This is a genomic window from Georgenia subflava, from assembly GCF_009193155.1.
In the GTDB taxonomy this organism is placed as follows: Bacteria; Actinomycetota; Actinomycetes; order Actinomycetales; family Actinomycetaceae; genus Georgenia; species Georgenia subflava.
The window spans coordinates 413,674-431,863 of record NZ_VUKD01000001.1 but is presented as its reverse complement, the minus strand read 5'-3'; the positions used below and the strand labels follow the sequence as shown (position 1 = coordinate 431,863).

Sequence of the window (18,190 nt, the reverse complement as noted above, 5' to 3'; positions counted from 1 at the left end):
GATGGCACGACCGATCACCCTGTTCACCGGCCAGTGGGCCGACCTGCCGTTCGAGGAGGTCGCGCGCCTGGCGTCGGAGTGGGGCTACGACGGCCTCGAGATCGCCTGCTGGGGCGACCACCTCGACCCGTGGCGCGGCGCAGAGGACGCCGACTACGTCCAGGGCAAGCTCGACGTCCTCGAGCGGTACGGCCTCAAGGTCTGGGCGATCTCCAACCACCTCAAGGGCCAGGCGGTCTGCGACGACCCCATCGACCAGCGGCACCGCGACCTCCTCTCGGACAAGGTCTGGGGCGACGGCGACCCCGAGGGCATCCGGCAGCGGGCCGCCGAGGAGATGAAGCTGACCGCCCGGACCGCCGCCCGGCTGGGCGTCAAGACCGTGGTCGGCTTCACCGGCTCGTCGATCTGGAAGTACGTCGCGATGTTCCCGCCGGTCTCGCAGGACCTCATCGACGCCGGCTACCAGGACTTCGCTGACCGGTGGAACCCGATCCTGGACGTCTTCGACGAGGTCGGCGTGCGCTTCGCCCACGAGGTGCACCCGTCGGAGATCGCCTACGACTACTGGACGACCGTGCGCACCCTCGAGGCCATCGGGCACCGCGAGGCCTTCGGGCTGAACTGGGACCCGAGCCACTTCGTCTGGCAGGACCTCGACCCGGTCGGGTTCATGTGGGACTTCAAGGACCGGATCTACCACGTGGACTGCAAGGACGCGAAGCGCCGGGTCGGCAACGGGCGCAACGGCCGGCTCGGCTCGCACCTGCCCTGGGCAGACCCGCGCCGCGGCTGGGACTTCGTCTCCACCGGGCACGGCGACGTCCCGTGGGAGGACTCCTTCCGGATGCTCAACACCATCGGCTACGACGGGCCGATCTCGGTGGAGTGGGAGGACGCCGGCATGGACCGTCTCGTCGGTGCGCCCGAGGCGCTGGAGTTCATCCGTCGCAACGCCTTCGACCCGCCGTCGGCCGCCTTCGACGCAGCCTTCTCCACCCGCTGACCCGCACCGCGCCCGTGCCGGCCCCGCCGACGCCGGCGCGCTCGTTGTGGCGTGCGCTCGACCCTCCCGAGCACGCGCTCGTCCGGATGGCCATCCGGACAAAGACGGCGCCCAGGCGCCAGGGCACGTCGCGCTCGCGGCGTGGCCAGGGTGCGTGAGCACCCGCCAGGACGACGACACCGTCGCCGTCGAACGACACCCAGGAGGAATCTTGACCCTGTCCACAAAGAACCGTCGCAACGCCGTCGTCGGGGCCGCAGGCACCATCGCCATGGCCGCCGGCCTCCTCGCCGCGGCACCCGCCGTGGCGGCTCCGGCCAGCGACAACGCCAACAGCAACGCCCAGTGCGCCGGCCGCAGCGTGCCGGCGAGCAAGATCTCGTTCCAGATGTACAGCTACGCCGGCTGGACCGGCTGGGGCGGAGAGAACACCGAACAGGTTCTCGCCGAGCTGGCCGAGGTCGGCTACCGGAACATCGAGCCCTTCGGAGGCACCTTCGACGGGCTCAGCGCCGGCGAGGTCACAGACCTGCTCGACGAGTACGGACTGAAGGCACCGACCTCGCACGGCAGCACCGACGAGGCGAGCTGGGACACCACCCTGGACTACGCCAAAGAGGTCGGTCAGAGATACATGGGCTCCGGCGGGTTCGCCTCGCCGGGGATCGGCACGTACGAGGACGTGCTCGCCACCGCGGCGACGCTCGACCGCCTCGGCGAGAGGTCGGTGAAGAACGGCACCGGCAAGATCTTCGGGCACAACCACGGGTCCGAGTTCACGACGACGTACACCGACCCGGAGACCGGCGACGTGAAGAGCGCCTGGGAGATCATCGTCGAGAACACCGACCCCCGGTACGTGACCTTCCAGCTCGACACCTACTGGGCTGCCGACGCCGGGGTCGACGTCGCCGCCCTCATCGAGGAGCACGGCGACCGTATCGAGCTGCTCCACATCAAGGACGGCGACCTGAACGGCACCCAGACGGACGTCGGCGAGGGCGTCATGGAGTGGGGGCCGATCCTCGAGGCCGCCCAGGGCCACGTGAAGTACTACGTCATCGAGCAGGACGGCGCGGAGCCGAGCATCGACTTCGCCGAGGAGAGCTTCGACTTCCTCACCTGCTTCAGCTTCTGACCCGGACCGGCGGCGTCGGACGCCTGGCGCCTGACGCCTGAGCACCTGGCGACGCAGAACGAAGCATCGCGGGCCCGTCCGTCCGGACGGGCCCGCGGTGTCTGTCGGTCGAGCGGCGTGTCCCGCCGGTCGTGCCTCCACGACGGGCGGGCCGTCAGTGCCGGCGCCGGTTCCTCAGGCGGGTGCGAGGTCCTCGGCGTCGACGATCGTGTAGGCGTAGCCCTGCTCGGCGAGGAACCGCTGGCGGTGGGCGGCGAAGTCCTGGTCAACCGTGTCGCGGGCGATGACGGCGTAGAAGTGCGCCGTCTTGCCGTCGGCCTTCGGGCGCATCAGTCGGCCGAGGCGCTGGGCCTCCTCCTGGCGCGAGCCGAAGGATCCCGAGACCTGCACGGCCACCGACGCCTCCGGCAGGTCGATGGAGAAGTTCGCGACCTTAGACACCACCAGCACCTGGACCTCCCCGGTGCGGAACGCCTCGAACAGTCGCTGCCGCTCGGTCACGGTGGTCTGGCCGGTGATCAGCGGCGCGCCGAGGGACTCGGCGAGCTCCTCGAGCTGGTCGATGTACTGCCCGATCACCAGGGTCTGCTCGCCCGGGTGCTTGTCGAGGATCTGCTTGACGACCCGCGTCTTGCCCGGCGCCGATGCGGCGAGGCGGTAGCGCTCCTCGGGCTCGGCGGTCGCGTAGACCATGCGGTCGTGGTCCGGCAGGGTCAGCCGCACCTCGATGCACTCTGCCGGCGCGATGTACCCCTGCGCCTCGATGTCCTTCCACGGGGCGTCGTAGCGCTTCGGCCCGATGAGCGAGAACACCTCGTCCTCGCGGCCGTCCTCGCGCACGAGCGTCGCGGTCAGCCCGAGGCGCCGGCGCGCCTGCAGGTCGGCCGTCATCCGGAAGATCGGCGCGGGCAGCAGGTGCACCTCGTCGTAGAGGATCAGGCCCCAGTCGTGGGCGTCGAGCAGCTCGAGGTGGGTGTACACGCCCTTCCGCTTCGTCGTGAGCACCTGGTACGTGGCGATCGTGACGGCGCGGACGTCCTTGCGGGAGCCGGAGTACTCGCCGATCTCGTCCTCGGTCAGCGTGGTGCGCCGCACGAGCTCCTCGCGCCACTGCCGGGCGGAGACGGTGTTGGTGACGAGGATCAGCGTCGTGGTCTTCGACCGGGCCATCGCACCGGCGCCGACCAGGGTCTTGCCGGCCCCGCAGGGCAGCACGACGACGCCGGAGCCGCCGTGCCAGAACGTGTCGACGGCCTCCTCCTGGTAGGGCCGCAGGTGCCAGCCGTCCTGGTCGAGCGCGATGGGGTGCGCCTCGCCGTCGACGTACCCGGCCAGGTCCTCCGCGGGCCAGCCGAGCTTGAGCAGGACCTGCTTGAGGTGTCCGCGCTCCGAGGGGTGGACCACCACGTCCTCGTCGTCGAGCCGCTCGCCCAGCAGGCCCTTGACCCGCTTGGAGCGCAGCACCTCCTCGAGGACGGGCTTGTCCAGCGCGTGCAGAACGAGCCCTTGGGTGGGGTGCTTGACCAGCTGCAGACGCCCGTAGCGGTCCATCGTGTCCGCGACGTCGACCAGCAGCGCGTGCGGGACCGGGTAGCGCGAGTACTCGATGAGCGCGTTGACCACCTGCTCGGCGTCGTGCCCCGCGGCCCGGGCGTTCCACAGGCCGAGCGGGGTGAGCCGGTAGGTGTGCACGTGCTCGGGCGCGCGCTCGAGCTCGGCGAAGGGGGCGATCGCGCGCCGCGCCTCGGTCGCGCGCGGGTGGTCGACCTCGAGGAGGAGTGACTTGTCGGACTGGACGATCAATGGGCCGTCGGGCATCCGGCCATTGTCCCCTGCGCGTGCGGTCCTGTGCAGGGGCAGGTCACGTGCGGCCGATCACTCGCGCCCCGGGCCACGGTCGGTGGCGCGTGTACTCGTCGCGGCAGGGGCCGGTGAGGTCGCGGCACGGTCGGACCCGGGCGCCATGTGGGAGTCTGGTGGCCGAGCAGGAGGTCAGCCGTGAGTCCCAAGGTCGCCGCCCGTGCGGCTGTGCCCGCGTTCGAGGTCATGCGCATCCTCGACCGGGTCGCCGAGCTGCGGGCAGCCGGTCGCGACGTCGTCTCGCTCTGCGCGGGAGAGCCCTCCAGCGGGGCCCCCGAAGCCGTCCATCGCCGGGCCGCGCAGATCCACACCGACCGCACCGAGCTCGGCTACAGCTCCGCGCTCGGGGTGCGGCCGCTGCGGACGGCCATCGCCGGGCACTACCGCCGCTGGTACGGCCTCGAGGTCTCGGCCGAGGACGTGGCCATCACCACCGGCTCGTCCGGCGCGTTCGTGCTCGCCTTCCTCGCCGCCTTCGACGTCGGCGACCGGGTGGCGCTCGCCCGGCCCGGCTACCCCGCCTACCGCAACATCCTGAATGCCCTGGGGTGCGAGGTCGTCGAGATCGACTGCGGGCCGGCCGAGCGCTTCCAGCCCACACCGGCAGCCTTGGACGCCGCCGTCGCCCTCGGCGGACCGCTCGACGGGCTGATCCTCGCCTCGCCCGCCAACCCGACCGGCACGATGGTCTCCCGGGCCGAGCTCGCGGCGATCACGAGCTGGTGCGCCGAGCACGGCGTACGCCTGGTCAGCGACGAGATCTACCACGGCATCACGTACCCCGAGGACCCCGCCGCCCCGGACGCCAAGGGAGTCTGCGCCTGGGAGCTGGACCGCTCCGGCGTCGTGATCTCCTCGTTCAGCAAGTACTGGGGCATGACCGGCTGGCGGCTCGGCTGGGCGCTCATGCCGCCCGACCTCGCCGGGGCCTTCGACGCGCTCGCGGGCAACGTCGCCCTGTGCCCGCCGGTGCCGGCCCAGCTCGCCGCCGCCGAGGCGTTCTCCGAGTCCGCGTACGCCGAGGCGGAGGAGCGGGTGGCCGGCTTCGCCGAGACGCGTCAGCTGCTGCTGGGCCGGCTCGACCGGCTGGGCTGGGGACCGGTGGCCCCGGCCGACGGCGCGTTCTACCTCTACGCCGACCTCGGCACGCGCCTCGCGGGCTTCGCCGACTCCGCCGCCTGGTGCACCGCGCTGCTGGAGGAGGAAGGTGTCGCGGTCGTGCCGGGCAACGACTTCGACGCGGTCAACGGCGGCCGCTTCGTCCGGCTCTCGCTCGCGGCCGGCTCACCAGCGGTGGCCGAGGCTGTCGACCGGATCGTGCGGTTCCAGGAACGTCACTGACCGACGCGTGCACGGGCGCCGCCCGGCGCCACGCGGCGCCGTGACCGGCCGGGCGGCGCGCCACGTCGACAGGGAGCATGACGAGCACCTCCGCCCGCCGTACACGCGGAGCCGCTCAGTCCGGCTCGAGCACGGCGCGCAGCCGCTCGGCGTAGTCCGCGGCCTCGGCGTCGTCGGCGTACTTCGTGCGCGGCCAGAAGAAGCCGCGCAGGCCGTCGCCCTTCGTGCGCGGCACGACGTGCGCGTGCAGGTGCGCAACCGACTGGCTGACCACGTTGTTGACGGCGACGAAGGACCCCTGCGCACCGAGACCGTCCACCACCCCGGCGGCGAGGCGCTGCACGGCGGCCAGGTACGGGCCGAGCAGGTCGGCCGGCAGATCGGGGAGCGTGACCACGTGCCGGCGTGGCACGAGGAGCGTGTGGCCCTTGAACACCGGCCGCGCGTCGAGGAAGGCGACGGCGTCGTCGGTCTCCAGGACCACGTGGGCCGGCTCCTCGCCCGCCACGATCCGGCAGAACAGGCAGCCGGCGGATGACGTCGCCGATCGGCTCGCGCCCGGGCTCGAGCGGGCGTCGTCCTGGCTGTTGCCGGCGGCGGGCCGGGACGGCGTCACGCCGGCGGCTCCGGGTCGTCCAGGGCCGCGACGTCGTCCGGGACGTCGACGGCGTACCGGCGCAGCACGTCGAGCGGGACGACCTCCAGCGCGCGTTCGTGCGTGCACGCCAGCACCACCGGGGCGGCCACCCCCTCCTGGTGCGCCTGCAACCAGCGGACGGCCACCACGCACCACCTGTCGCCCGGTCGCAGTCCCGGGAAGAGCCACTCCGGCCGCGGGGTGCTCAGGTCGTTGCCCACCTGGGCCTGGTACGCCAGGAACTCCGCCGTCATCACGACGCAGATGCTGTGGTTGCCGAGGTCCTCCTCGCCCGCGACGCAGCGTCCGGTCCGGTAGTAGCCCGTCACCGGGTCGGTGCCGCACTCGCCCAGGTTCTCGCCGAGGACGTTGCGCTCCATCTCGCCATTATGCAAGTACGACTGCGGACCGCCCGGTCTCGGGGTGCGGCTGGACCCGACCGACCGGACTCCCCAGGTGTGGGCCGCCTCGCCGGGCCTGCAGCGGGCAGTGGCCACGATCGTCCCGGTGAAGTGCTTGACGGGCCCCGGCTACCTGATTACAGTCCAGACCGTAATTAAGACTTCATCCGTCTCGCAGCACACAGCCGTGCCGGTCGGCGAGGCCGATCCAGGAGGAACCCGTGAAATCGAAAGCAGCCCTCGGTGGCTTGGTGGTCTCAGTCCTCGCGCTCGGCCTGACGGCCTGCTCGGGGGGCGCGGGCGCGAGCCCCGGGGGATCGGCCACGTCCGCCGGCTCGGACGAGAACGACCCCGTCACGCTCGTCTACGGCATGTGGAACGTCAACCAGGAGCCCACCTTCCGCGCGATGGCCGACGCCTTCGAGGACGAGCACCCCAACGTCACCGTCGAGATCGAGCTGACACCGGTCAGCGAGTACTGGACGAAGCTGCAGACCGCCGTCCAGGGTGGATCGGCGCCGGACGTCTTCTGGATGAACCACCTCCAGCTCCCCCTCTACGCCACGAACGGCGTCGTGACGCCCATCGACGATCTCATCGCCTCCGCCGGCATCGACACCTCCCAGTACCCCGAGACGAGCCTCGGCCTCTACACGTTCGACGGTGCCCAGTACGGCCTCCCGCAGGACCTCGACACGATCGGCCTCTGGTACAACAAGGACCTCTTCGACGCCGCCGGGCTCGAGTACCCGGACGCCGACTGGACCTGGGACGACGTCGAGACCGCCGCCGCAGAGCTGACGGACGCGGACAACGGTGTCTTCGGCATCGCCTCGAGCCTGGACTCGCAGTCGAACTACTACAACACCATCTGGCAGGCCGGTGGCGAGATCCTCAACGAGGACGACACGGCGAGCGGCTGGGACACCGAGGCCAACCGGGCCGGCATCGAGTACTGGACCAACTTCATCGACCAGGGCTACTCACCCACCCTCGCCCAGCTGAGCGAGACCACCGCGGACCAGATGTTCCCCAGCGGGAAGCTCGCGATGTACTACAGCGGCACCTGGAACGTCGGTCCCTACACGGACGACCCGGCCATCGCCGAGATGGCGGACGTCGCACCTCTTCCCGCCGGCGAGCAGGAGGCGGTCGTCGTCGGCTCGCTGACGTCGGTGGTCAACGCCGAGAGCGCCAACCCCGAGGTCGCCGCGGAGTTCGCGGCGTTCGTCGCCTCGGAGACGGCGGCCCGCATCCGCGTCGAGATGCAGGACAAGGCTCCGGCCTACGGGGAGCTGTGGCGCGAGTGGGCCGCGTCCTCGCCGTTCGCCCTCGAGACGCTGATGGAGGAGTCGCTGGCTGCCTCGCACCAGCTCCCGGCATCGCTCAACACGGCGGAGTGGACCAACGTCGAGCTCGACACGCTCACCCAGATCTACTCGGGGCAGCTCGACCTCGAGGACGGTCTGACCGGCCTGAAGGCGGAGGTCGACGACATCCTCGCCGACGCGAAATGATCGAGACCCAGGCACCGGCCACGCCCGCCCTCGCCACGGCGAGGGCGGGCGTGCCCGCGGGGCGGCCGGGCCGGGGCGCCCGCCGAGGCCGCGGCAGTCGCAGGCGCGTGCGGGGTCACACCCTGTGGGGCTACCTCATGATCGCGCCCCTCGGTATCGGGCTCGTCATCTTCTACCTCGGTCCGGCCGTGCAGACCTTCGTCTACAGCTTCTCCGAGTGGGGGGCCTTCGGCGGGCAGACCTTCAACGGTCTGGAGAACTACCGGAACCTCTTCGGCGACGCCGAGTTCGTGCGGACGATGTGGAACTCGGTGATCTACACCGCCGGGGTCATCCTCTCCATCCCGATCAGCATCGCGATCGCCGCGATCGTCAACCGCCCCGGGCTCAGGGCGGCCGGGCTCTACCAGACCCTCTACTTCATCCCCATGGTCACCATGCCGGTGGCCGTCGCGATCATGTGGCGGTGGATCTACAACGGTGACTACGGGATCCTCAACAGCGCCCTGGCGCTGGTCGGTATCGACGGGCCGCACTGGATCACCGATCCGGACACCGTCCGGTTCGCGATGGTGATCGTCGGCATCTGGTCGGTGATCGGGTACAACGTCGTCATCCTCTCCGCCGGCATGAAGGGCATCCCCGCCGAGCTGTACGAGGCGGCCGAGCTGGACGGTGCCGGGCCGTTCCGGCGCTTCCGGTCGGTGACCCTGCCGCTGCTGAGCCCGACGACGTTCTTCCTGCTCGTCATCACCACCATGCGCGCGCTGCAGGTCTTCGACCTCGTGTTCATCATGATCGGACGCATCAACCCCGCGCTCCCGCAGGCGAAGACGGTGGTCTTCCTCTTCTTCGAGCAGGCGTTCCAGGAGAACGACCGCGGGTCCGGGGCGGCCGTGGCGGTGCTGCTGTTCGTCGTGATCATGGCGCTCACCCTGGTGCAGTTCTCCCTGCAGAAACGGATGGTCCACTATGAGTGAACGCGTACGACGGCGCGTCCACGACGATCGTGTCCAGCGCCGGCGTGGTCGCGCGGGCGCCGACGTCGCGTCACACGTCGTGCTCGGCGTCGGTGCGGTGCTCATGGTCGTGCCGTTCGTCTGGCAGCTCCTCACGAGTCTGAAGACGTACACCGAGTCCATCCGCGTGCCCCTCACGATCCTGCCCGAGCTCTGGGACTTCGCGAACTACGCCGAGGTGTTCGAGATCCTGCCGTTCGGGCAGATGTTCCTGAACACGGTGCTCATGACCCTCGGGCGGACCGTCGCGCAGCTCGCGTTCTGCGCCATGGCGGCGTACGCGTTCGCCCGGCTGACCTTTCCCGGTCGCGACGTCCTGTTCATCGTCTTCCTGTCGGTGCTCATGGTGCCCGTCGAGCTGCTGCTGCTCCCGCAGTACCAGATCATGGCGAGCCTCGGCTGGCTCAACACGATCCAGGCCCTCATCGCGCCGGGGATGTTCAACGTGTTCGGCACGTTCCTCCTGCGGCAGTACTTCCTGACGCTGCCGAGGGCACTCGACGAGGCTGCCGAGCTCGACGGGTGCAACCCGGGGCAGGTGTTCTGGCACGTCCTGCTCCCGCTGGCCCGGCCCGGCCTGGTCACGGTCGCGGTCCTCGCGGTCCTCTACTCCTGGAACGAGCTCATGTGGCCGTTGATCGTCAACACGAGGCAGTCCTCGATGACGCTCACGGCCGGTCTGGCGACCCTGCAGGGCGACCAGATCACCGACTACCCGGTCATCATGGCCGGCAGCGTCATGGCCACCATCCCGCTGCTCATCCTGTTCATGGTGCTGCAGAAGCAGGTCATCAGCGGGTTCGCGTCGAGCGGGATCAAGGGATGAGCCGTGGTCTCGGGGTGCTCGTCGTCGGCGCGGGGCACTACGGCTCCGTGCACGCCGACGCGCTCGCCCGGGCGGCCGGAGTCCGCCTCGCCGGCGTCGTCGACGACGACGCCCGGCGGGCGCACCGCCTGGCCGGCCACCACGACGTGCCCGCATGGACGGACCTCGACGTCGCGATCGAGCAGTCCGGGGCCGACGTCGCAGCCGTCGTGGTGCCGACGGTCCACCACGCCGACGTCGCCGCCCACGCGCTGCGCGGGGGCCTCCACGTCGTCGTCGAGAAGCCGGTCTGCCTCGACATGGCCGACGTCCACCGCCTCGACGCGGAGGCACTTCGCCAGGGCAAGGTCATCGACGTCATCAGCCAGAGACGGTTCCAGGCCGGGATCTACGCGGCCAAGCAGGCGGTCGACGCCGGCGTGCTCGGTCGAGTCACGAGTGCCCAGTGCGACACCAGCGTGTGGCGGGACGCGACCTACTTCACCGAGTCGCCCTGGCGCGGCGACCCCGCGCGCGGCGGCGGGAACCTGTTCAACCACGGGATGCACGCGCTGGACCTGCTGCTGTGGTTCCTCGGTGACGCCCAGGAGGTGGCGGGATGGCGGTCGGCGAGCCGCGTCCCGGGCGTTGCGGTCGAGGAGCTGCTCGTCGCGACGCTCCGCTTCGACGAGGTGCTGGCCACTCTGCACGCCAGCCTCGTCTCGTTCCCGGGCAACCGGATGCGACTCACCGTCACCGGCGAACGGGGCACCCTCGACCTCGACGGTGGGGATGCGACGCTCGTGCACCTCGATGCAGTGACCGGCGAGGTCGTCCGCAGGTCCTGGCCCTCGGCCGATCCCGACACCGCCCTGCGCGCCCAGTACGAAGACCTCGTCCACGTGGTGGCCGGCGTGCGGTCACCGCGGGTCGGCCTCGCGGCCGGCGCACGTACGGTGCTCACGGCGTCGGCCCTGCTGACGTCCGCGGCCCGCGGTGGCTCGCCGGTCGAGGTCGAGACGCCGGCCCTGGGCGGCCGCCCGACCGTCGTCACCGGTGCTGCGGCGACCTCAGCACCCCTGTGACCTGCCGCCCCGGCCGCACGGACGGACGTGCGCCGGCGTCCTTCGGCAGCCGGCGCACCGCAGGCGTTCCCTATAGTGGGCGGATCCTCGGGCTCGGTCGGTCCAGGTGCCGAGGCGGCGACCGTGGATCGGAGGCCGACGGCGGGCGAGCTGTGACCGCGCCCGGACGCGGGACCGATCCGGAGAGGGGACGAGCGTGATCATCGGGGTGGTCGGTGCCCAGGATCTCGTCCCCGTCGTCAGCGTCGCGGTGCGCGACGCCCTCGGCGTCCGGACGGTGGAAGCCGGTGTCGCCCGTGAGGAGGACACGCTCGACGCCGTCGCATCCGTGACCCCGCAGGTCGACGCGCTGCTGTTCACAGGCATCGCGCCGTACACGGTCGCCAGCGGGTCGCTCACCAGACCGGCCACGTTCGTCGACTACACCGGCACGACGCTGCTCCGTGCACTGCTGCTCCACCAGGTCGCCCGTCCGGCGCTGCAGTGGCTCTCGATCGACACGCTGCCGGCAGCGGACACGATCGGAACCCTGGTCCAGTCCGGCTACGACGCCGACAAGATCGACGTCCTGCCGTTCCGGCGCGACGGGGACACGGCCAAGTTCGTGGACTTCCACACCGCGTTCGCCGCGGCGCACCCCGACGCACTGACAGTGACGTGCCACTCCCAGACGTTTGCCGCGCTGGTCGGGGCGGGCGTCCCCGCCGTCCATCTGGTGCCGTCGGAGACGTCGATCGTCGGCGCGGCCCGCCTCCTGCTCCAGGAGGCGAACAGCGCGCTCGGTGCGGACTCCTCGGTGGTGATCGCCCAGGTCCGGCGCCGGGACGACCGCAGAGTCACGGACGAGGCGTTGCAGGGCATGGCGGTGCGGCTCGCCGGGACCGCCGTCAGCGACCTCGAGGGTCGGCAGTTTGTCGTGACCACGCGAGGGATGCTCCTGCAGGCCTCGGAGGGGCTGAGCCGGCTCTCCGGCCTGTGGGTGGCCGATGCCTACGACGTCCACATCGGGGTCGGTATCGGCAACACGGCCGGGGAGTCGTTCCGGCTGGCCGGGCACGCGATGACGCGGGCGGCGACGCGCCCCGGGTCGGCGGCCGTGGTCGAGACGCGCGGCAGCTCGGTCGTGCTGACCCCGGGGCGACCGGCCGCCGCGGAGCCTCCCCAGGAGTCCTTGTCGACGATCGCGCACCGCACCGGACTGTCGGTGCAGACCCTCGTCAAGGTGCGCGACGCCGTCGGCCCGGAGCGCGACGGGGTGACCACGCAGAGCCTCGCCGAGGTGCTCGAGGTGAAGCCGCGCACCGCACGCCGGTGGTTGACCAGCCTCGAGAACGGCGGGTTCGCCCGTCGGACCGGGACGCTGCGCAGCGGGGTCGCGGGCAGGCCTCTGGAGACGTACGAGCTGCTGCTGCCGTGACCGGCCGGCCGGCCGGGCGGGGGCTGCCCACCCGGCCGGCCGGACGGTCTGCCCACCCGCCCGGCCGGTCTGTCCGCCCGCCGGCCGGGGGCCGGGGTCGTCAGTCGGACAGCACGTGGCTGTAGTCCGCGCCGCTGACCGTCAGCAGCGACGGCGCACGCATCGGCTCGCCGTCGACGAGGCGGTACAGCGGGTCCCGGGCGACGAGGTCCGTCGCGACCTCCAGGACCGTCCCGGCGGGCGTGGTGATGCTCGCCGTGCGCACCGTCTCGGTGGCGGCCATCGACACCGGGGCGGCGGCCACCGCCTCGCCGAGAGCGTGCGCCTCCTCCGCGTCGGCGCAGTCTGCCGCCTGGAGGTATGCCGTCACCGGTGCGGAGTCGGTCTCCAGGCGTATCGGCGTCGCCGACGTGAACTGGGTGATGGTGAATCGCGCCATCCCGTGCTCCAGGCCCGCCTCGTCGACGACCAGGGAGGCGGTCGGCGTCTGGCCGTGGATGCCCGCCGCGCCGATCGAGCGGATGGCGGCGCACGCCTGTCCCACCTGCACGACCACGGTGGAGGTCAGCGACGCCGGGGTCTCGCCGACGGTCGACGTGTCGACCGGCTCGCCGTCCAGGAGAACCAGGTCGGCCGTGGCCGGGAGCAGGACGCTGGTGGTGTAGCTGGGGACCCGTTGGCCCGACGGATTCAGGTCGAGCTGGGTCAGCAGCGATCCCTTGTGCTGGGCGGTGGTCGGGAAGAGCGGCGCGTGCAGCGGCGCCGACCCGGAGTAGGTCTTGCCTTACGGGTCGGTGTTCCAGGACGGCACGATCGAGATGGTGCCCGTCGTGCGATCCCCGGCCAGCTCCAGGTTGATCGGCTTGTCGTACGGGGTGGGGCCGCCGGCACCCGGGATGACGTTGGTGAACGTCTCGCTGGTGCTGCCCAGCGCCCAGCGCGGGGTGACGTAGTTGTACCGGTCGAGGAACGCGTTGGCGTCCGTGCGCGCGGTGACCTCCTTGACCGGGGCGACTGCCAGGGCGTACATGCGGTGGTCGGGGTGGTAGACGTGCTCGCCGTAGTAGCTCTGGATCACCTGGTAGTTGAACGTGGTGTACGCGACCGGCAGCGGCATCGACTGCCAGCCCTCGATGGTGAGGAAGTACGAGACCGGCCCCGTGCCGTGGGTGAAGTCGTAGTCGCGCGAGTGCGACCCGGAGAGCGACTCCCGGCCGGGGAAGTAGTTCGCCGCGATGTCGTACCAGAAGAGGTCCAGGACCTGGGCGAGCTCCGAGCGGAGGTCGTCGTCCGTGACGTACGAGTGGCCCATCATGAGCGCGCCGAGATCGATGCCGTAGTAGACCGGGGAGCCGTACTCCCTGATGCCGTGCTCGCGGGTGTAGTCCACCCAGGCGCGCCAGTAGTCGAGCCCCTGCTGGTAGAGCACGTCGTCGCCGATCGCCTGGCCGACGAGGATCATCTGGATGTCTCGGAGCAGCCGGGCGTTGGTGTAGCCGAGCTGGGCGTGCGGCTCGTCGACGGTGAAGTACGAGGCGGCGCGCACTCGCTCTTCGATCTCGTCACGCTGGGCGGCGGTGAAGAGCTGGACGTCGTCGGAGTTCAGGATGCCGGCGAGCATCAGGAGCGTGAAGGACGTCGAGTTGATGTCGGTCGAGCCGTTCCGGGTCAGGCCGACGGTGACTCCCTCGCCGGTGGTGCTCTCGGTCCAGACGCCGGGTTCGTCCACGTCGCCGACGAGGTCCGACCCACTAAGGCCGATCTGGTCGAAGTGGATGGACACGGGGAGCTGGGCGACGCCGCGGTTCTCGAGCAGCCGGAACTCGACCGTCGCCTCGCCGGCGTCGCCGACGGCGTCGGTCACGTCCACCGAGATCTCGCGCCAGCTCTCGTCGGTCGTGGTGACGTCCTCCTGCCACACGACCTGGCCGTTCACGAGGGCCTGGAGGAAGTGGTAGTTCTGGCTGGCGTACAGGTAGGTGGTGCGTAGCCGTGCCGTCAGGACGTGGCTGCCAGGCGTGACGTCCGCGGTCTGGCTGATCGAGGCCGAGCTTCCGGCAGTCGTGCGGGTGTACGGGGCGACGGCGAGCTGGTAGCAGCTCAGCCCGTACCAGCAGTTCCCCCAGAGGTTCTGTGTGAACATCCCGTAGTCCTCGGCCGTCGGGTCCATGTTCTGGTGGTCGAACACGAGCCGGAGGACCTCCCAGGCAGCCTCCGGATCCTCATGGTCGCGAAGCTCGGACGCCACGACGCTCATGAGGGCGCGTGAGGTCACCGTCGCCTCGCGGTCCCACATCTGTTCTGCGGTCCGGTCGATGGCCTCCTGGACGCCGCCGCGGTGGATCTCGAGGCGGTCCTCCCAGCCGCTGCGGACGTTGCCTCCGGGGCCCCCGGCCCAGGGGGGTGGGTCGGCGGCGGCCGCTCGACCGGGATCGGCGACGGCAGCACCGGGGCCGACGACGGCGCCGAGCAGGATGAGCGGCAGCGCGGCGGTGAGGCTGAGCAGGGATGTGACGAGACGTCGTTGTTTCGGGTTCACAGGGATCCTCGATTGTCGATGCGGATGCTCCGGATGGCCTGCCGACGACGCAGGCGACTGTCAGGACGACGACGTCCGGACGGGAATACGGTCTGGACTGTAATCCCGACGTGGCGCCAACCGCAAGGGTCGGGGGTGCTGGCCGGGGGAGACACGGATGCCGGCGGCATCCGGGCTGTCACCGGCGTCGTCGGTGGTGGTTCAACCCGTACATCCGGCCACGGGGTACGGGGAGAGCGAGCGGCGGGCGTTCTGACCACTTCCGACGGGCGCCGAGAACGGCGCCCGAGTCTCCTGCCCGGCTCCCGGGACCGGTCAGGCGGTCAGCGGACCACCAGCACGGTCAGCGGTCAGGTCAGCTGACCATCAGCACGGTCAGCGGTCAGGCGGTCAACTGACCACCAGCACGGTCAGCGGTCAGGCGGTCAGCTGACCAGCACCTGGGTCGCGGACTCCTTCAGCTTGGCGTTGGCCCACCGCATCTGGCGGAGGTTGTCGGGGTGGCACCGCTCGCACAGAGCGAGCAGGTCCCGGTGCTTGATGCCCTGCGCCGCCTGGGCCAGCAGCTCCCAGTCCACCGACACCCCGGCGGCCTTCATGTAGAGCTCGCGCAGGTCCCGCAGCAGCAGCAGCCCGGGGGTCCTGGCCCGGCCGGCCAGCTCGCTGCCCTTGTCGAGCGCCCGCTCCACGACGGTGAGCTCGCCCTTCGGGTCCGGGTCGAGCTTCTCGCCGTAGTCCGCGGCGATCTCGGCGATCTCGCGCACGTGGCGCTGCGACCACTCGGCGAGGTCCCGGCCGACGTGGAAGATGTCGTGGTCGGCCTTGTGCCGATCGGCGACCTGGAGCAGCTCGTGGGCCAGGTCGTTCTCCGAGCGGTGCAGCTCTTTGAGGGCGAGCCCGATCTTCATCGCGTGCCTCCGGTTGTGGCCGGCTCTTCCTCGACGCCGGAGCCCGCGTCCCCGCGAGTCGGCGGGACGTCGTCCGCGAGAGGTGCCGAGGCGGTGGTCGTGGGGGCGGACGACGGCGTGCCGTCCCCGGCCTCGACCAGGGACACCCGGCAGGCCGCCGTCTTGAAGATCGGCTGCTTCGACGCCGGGTCCCACTCGGTGATGGTGAGCTCGTTGGCGGCCCGACCTGGGCCGTCGGGCTCGTGGCTCCCGCGGTCCCAGTAGCCGTAGTGGAACGGCAGGAACGCGACACCGTCGCGGATGCCGGTGACCCGAGCCCTCGCGCGCACGCTGCCGCGAGGCGTGGTGATCTCGGTGAGGTCGCCCTCGTGCAGGCCGAGCAGCTCGGCGTCGCCGGCGGAGACCTCCACCCAGACCTCGGGGGCGGCGGCCTGGAGCTGTGGGGCGCGGCCGGTCTTGGTCCGGGTATGGAAGTGGTAGACCGTGCGGCCGGTGATGAGCTGGAGCGGGTAGTCCGGGCTGGGCAGCTCGTGCGGCGGGACGTACGCGGCGGCCTTGATGATCGCCCGGCCTTCCGGGTTCAGGGCCTTGTACTCGGTCGGCTCCACCGGTGCCCCGGTGACGAGGTCGCGGCCGTAGCTCTCGCAGTACTGCGGGTCGGCGAAGAAGCGTCCGTCGCCATAGAGCCGTTCGGTGCCGTCGGGGGCGTCGTCGGTGCACGGCCACTGGATGCCGCTGCCGCCGCGGAGCCTGCCGTAGCTGATGCCGGTGTAGTCGCAGGGCCGGCCGCGGCTGCACTCCTTCCACGCCTCGAACGCCTCCTCCGGCGTCGACCACTTCACGAGCGGGGCGCCGTCCTTGTCGGTCAGCTCCATGCGACGGGCGAAGTCGAGGAAGATGTCGAGGTCGGGGCGCGCCTCGCCGGGCGGCTCGACCGCCTTCTCGGAGAGGTGGACGGTGCGGTCGGTGTTGGTGAAGGTGCCGGTCTTCTCGCCCCATGTCGCGGCAGGCAGGACGACGTCGGCGAGCTGCGCCGTCTCCGAGAGGAAGATGTCCTGCACCACCAGGAAGAGTCTCTTCTGGCTGAGGATCGAGCGGATGCGGTGCAGCTCGGGCAGGGAGACCGCCGGGTTGGTGGCCTGGACCCACATCAGGCGGATCGAGCCCTCCTCGACGTAGCGCATCATCTGCATCACGTGCGTCGGCGGGGAGTAGTGCGGGATGTCCATAGGGTCGACGTTCCACACCCGCGCCAGGTCCGCCACGTGGGCGTCGTTGGACCAGTTCCGGAACCCGGGCAGGTCGCCGTCGGCGCCGGCCTCGCGGGTGTTCTCCGCCGTCGGCTGGCCGTTCATCTGCAGCAGCCCGCAGCCTGGCCGGCCGAGCATGCCGCGGAGGATGTGGATGTTGTTCACCTGCACGGCCGCCGCCGTGGCCTGGTGCGACTGGTAGAAGCCCTGCAGGACCGTCGACATCAGCCGCTCGGTGGTGCCGATCAGTCGGGCCGCCTCGCGCAGGTCGGCCGCCGGCACGTCGCAGATCGTGGCGACCTTCTCCGGGGGGTAGTCCGCGACCCGCTTCACGAGCTCGTCGTAGCCGACGGCGTGGGCGTCGACGTAGTCGTGGTCCACCCAGTCGTTGGCGACGATCTCGTGCAGGAGCCCGTTCATCAGCGCGACGTTCGTCCCCGGCCGCGGCGCCAGGTGCACGGTGGCGGCGCGGGCGACAGGCGTGGGGCGGGGGTCGACGCAGACGACGGCGGGCGGGTTCGGGCCCGCCAGACGGTCCAGCACCCGCGCCCACAGCACCGTCTGCGTCTCGGCCATGTTGTGGCCGAACAGGGCGATCACGTCGGCGTGGTCGACGTCCGTGTACGAGCCGGGCTGCCCGTCGCACGCGAAGGACTCCTTCAGGGCCGCGGCCGCCGTGGCGGTGCAGAGCCGGGTGTTCCCGTCCACGTGGTTCGTCCCCAGCCCGCCGTGGGCGACGACCCCGAGGGTGTAGTACTCCTCGAGGAAGAGCTGACCGGTTGTGTAGAAGCCGAGGGCGCTCGGCCCCTGCTCCTCGAGCAGCTCCTTCGTCCGGTCGACGACGCGGCCCATCGCCTCCTCCCACGACGCCTCGACGAGCTTGCCCCTCTTCCGCACGAGCGGGCGGGTGAGCCGGTCCGGCGAGGCGTTCGCCTGCCACCCGAACAGGTCCTTCGGGCCGAGACGGCCGTGGTTCACGCGGTCCGCCGCGCGCCCGCGCACCCCGACCATCCGGTCGCCCCGCACGGCGATGTCCAGCGCGTCGCCGTTCGAGTGCAGGATCGAGGCGGACTGCACCCAGCGGTCGACGTCCGCGGGCGCGACGCCCTCGGCGAGATGCGTATCCACCCGGACGGGCCACTCCTGCCCGCGCGCGTACGGGGTCCGGGTGCCCCACACGTCCGCGATCCGGTCGACCTCGGTCATCCGGCACCTCCTCATGCCTGGCGACGACCCCGGGCGGGAGCCGCCTCTGACGGCCCTGGAG

At 71.1% G+C, this 18,190-nt stretch carries 15 protein-coding genes; 8 read left to right on the top strand and 7 right to left on the bottom strand.

What is annotated here, in order from left to right:
- The first annotated feature begins 1 nt into the window (after position 1).
- Together GD748_RS01940 and GD748_RS01935 are read left to right on the top strand one after the other, a co-directional pair.
- Complete coding sequence (locus GD748_RS01940; protein WP_152193517.1) at positions 2–1,006, top strand: sugar phosphate isomerase/epimerase family protein; 1,005 nt, start codon at positions 2–4, stop codon at positions 1,004–1,006.
- Positions 1,007–1,217: 211 nt separating this feature from the next.
- Positions 1,218–2,144 carry a sugar phosphate isomerase/epimerase family protein gene (locus GD748_RS01935; RefSeq protein WP_152193516.1) on the top strand — a complete coding sequence of 309 codons (927 nt, stop codon included), beginning with the start codon at positions 1,218–1,220 and terminating at the stop codon, positions 2,142–2,144.
- Positions 2,145–2,318: 174 nt separating this feature from the next.
- On the opposite strand, the gene GD748_RS01930 is transcribed toward GD748_RS01935, so the two are convergent.
- Entirely contained in the window at positions 2,319–3,962 is a 1,644-nt protein-coding gene (locus tag GD748_RS01930; protein ID WP_152193515.1) for a DNA repair helicase XPB, read from the bottom strand.
- Between the two features lie 180 nt (positions 3,963–4,142).
- Here GD748_RS01930 and GD748_RS01925 point away from each other — a divergent pair, with 180 nt between their 5' ends.
- On the top strand, positions 4,143–5,345 hold the full coding sequence (locus GD748_RS01925) for an aminotransferase class I/II-fold pyridoxal phosphate-dependent enzyme (protein WP_319593292.1): 1,203 nt from the start codon (positions 4,143–4,145) through the stop codon (positions 5,343–5,345).
- Positions 5,346–5,460: 115 nt separating this feature from the next.
- Here GD748_RS01925 and GD748_RS01920 read toward each other — a convergent pair whose 3' ends face one another.
- Complete coding sequence (locus GD748_RS01920; protein WP_452176675.1) at positions 5,461–5,868, bottom strand: HIT family protein; 408 nt, start codon at positions 5,866–5,868, stop codon at positions 5,461–5,463.
- An 89-nt stretch (positions 5,869–5,957) separates the two neighbouring features.
- The gene (locus tag GD748_RS01915; protein WP_152193513.1) at positions 5,958–6,362 is read right to left on the bottom strand and encodes a DUF2237 family protein; all 405 of its coding nucleotides are present in this window, start codon (positions 6,360–6,362) and stop codon (positions 5,958–5,960) included.
- Positions 6,363–6,604: 242 nt separating this feature from the next.
- Here GD748_RS01915 and GD748_RS01910 point away from each other — a divergent pair, with 242 nt between their 5' ends.
- The 5 genes from GD748_RS01910 to GD748_RS01890 all read left to right on the top strand — a co-directional run bounded on the left by GD748_RS01910 (position 6,605) and on the right by GD748_RS01890 (position 12,226).
- Complete coding sequence (locus GD748_RS01910; protein ID WP_193312776.1) at positions 6,605–7,900, top strand: ABC transporter substrate-binding protein; 1,296 nt, start codon at positions 6,605–6,607, stop codon at positions 7,898–7,900.
- Positions 7,901–8,007: 107 nt separating this feature from the next.
- Positions 8,008–8,880 (top strand): carbohydrate ABC transporter permease, encoded by an 873-nt coding sequence (locus GD748_RS01905; RefSeq protein WP_226920648.1) that lies wholly within the window; start codon positions 8,008–8,010, stop codon positions 8,878–8,880.
- 103 nt (positions 8,881–8,983) lie between these two features.
- Positions 8,984–9,745 (top strand): carbohydrate ABC transporter permease, encoded by a 762-nt coding sequence (locus tag GD748_RS01900; protein ID WP_452176674.1) that lies wholly within the window; start codon positions 8,984–8,986, stop codon positions 9,743–9,745.
- A complete protein-coding gene (locus tag GD748_RS01895; protein ID WP_152193509.1) occupies positions 9,742–10,809 on the top strand; it encodes a Gfo/Idh/MocA family protein in 1,068 nt (355 codons plus the stop codon). The genes GD748_RS01900 and GD748_RS01895 overlap by 4 nt, the downstream gene beginning before the upstream one ends.
- Positions 10,810–11,005: 196 nt before the next feature.
- Positions 11,006–12,226: a hypothetical protein gene (locus GD748_RS01890; protein ID WP_152193508.1), complete on the top strand. Its 1,221-nt coding sequence runs from the start codon at positions 11,006–11,008 to the stop codon at positions 12,224–12,226.
- A 100-nt stretch (positions 12,227–12,326) separates the two neighbouring features.
- On the opposite strand, the gene GD748_RS01885 is transcribed toward GD748_RS01890, so the two are convergent.
- The 4 genes from GD748_RS01885 to GD748_RS01870 form a co-directional block, all read right to left on the bottom strand.
- Positions 12,327–12,770 carry a hypothetical protein gene (locus GD748_RS01885; protein ID WP_152193507.1) on the bottom strand — a complete coding sequence of 148 codons (444 nt, stop codon included), beginning with the start codon at positions 12,768–12,770 and terminating at the stop codon, positions 12,327–12,329.
- A 240-nt stretch (positions 12,771–13,010) separates the two neighbouring features.
- Complete coding sequence (locus GD748_RS01880; RefSeq protein WP_152193506.1) at positions 13,011–14,765, bottom strand: hypothetical protein; 1,755 nt, start codon at positions 14,763–14,765, stop codon at positions 13,011–13,013.
- A 425-nt stretch (positions 14,766–15,190) separates the two neighbouring features.
- Positions 15,191–15,673, bottom strand: coding sequence for a hypothetical protein (locus GD748_RS01875; RefSeq protein ID WP_152193505.1), 483 nt, complete (start codon positions 15,671–15,673; stop codon positions 15,191–15,193).
- Positions 15,670–18,129, bottom strand: coding sequence for a molybdopterin oxidoreductase family protein (locus tag GD748_RS01870; protein WP_152193504.1), 2,460 nt, complete (start codon positions 18,127–18,129; stop codon positions 15,670–15,672). The genes GD748_RS01875 and GD748_RS01870 overlap by 4 nt, the downstream gene beginning before the upstream one ends.
- Positions 18,130–18,190: the final 61 nt, after the last annotated feature.

Bases quoted from the DNA above. Each gene is read 5' to 3' on its own strand.
- GD748_RS01940 (WP_152193517.1), top strand. From the start codon at position 2: ATGGCACGACCGATCACCCTGTTCACCGGCCAGTGGGCCGACCTGCCG.
- GD748_RS01930 (WP_152193515.1), bottom strand. From the start codon at position 3,962: ATGCCCGACGGCCCATTGATCGTCCAGTCCGACAAGTCACTCCTCCTC.
- GD748_RS01915 (WP_152193513.1), bottom strand. From the start codon at position 6,362: ATGGAGCGCAACGTCCTCGGCGAGAACCTGGGCGAGTGCGGCACCGAC.
- GD748_RS01900 (WP_452176674.1), top strand. From the start codon at position 8,984: ATGGTCGTGCCGTTCGTCTGGCAGCTCCTCACGAGTCTGAAGACGTAC.
- GD748_RS01895 (WP_152193509.1), top strand. From the start codon at position 9,742: ATGAGCCGTGGTCTCGGGGTGCTCGTCGTCGGCGCGGGGCACTACGGC.
- GD748_RS01875 (WP_152193505.1), bottom strand. From the start codon at position 15,673: ATGAAGATCGGGCTCGCCCTCAAAGAGCTGCACCGCTCGGAGAACGAC.
- GD748_RS01870 (WP_152193504.1), bottom strand. From the start codon at position 18,129: ATGACCGAGGTCGACCGGATCGCGGACGTGTGGGGCACCCGGACCCCG.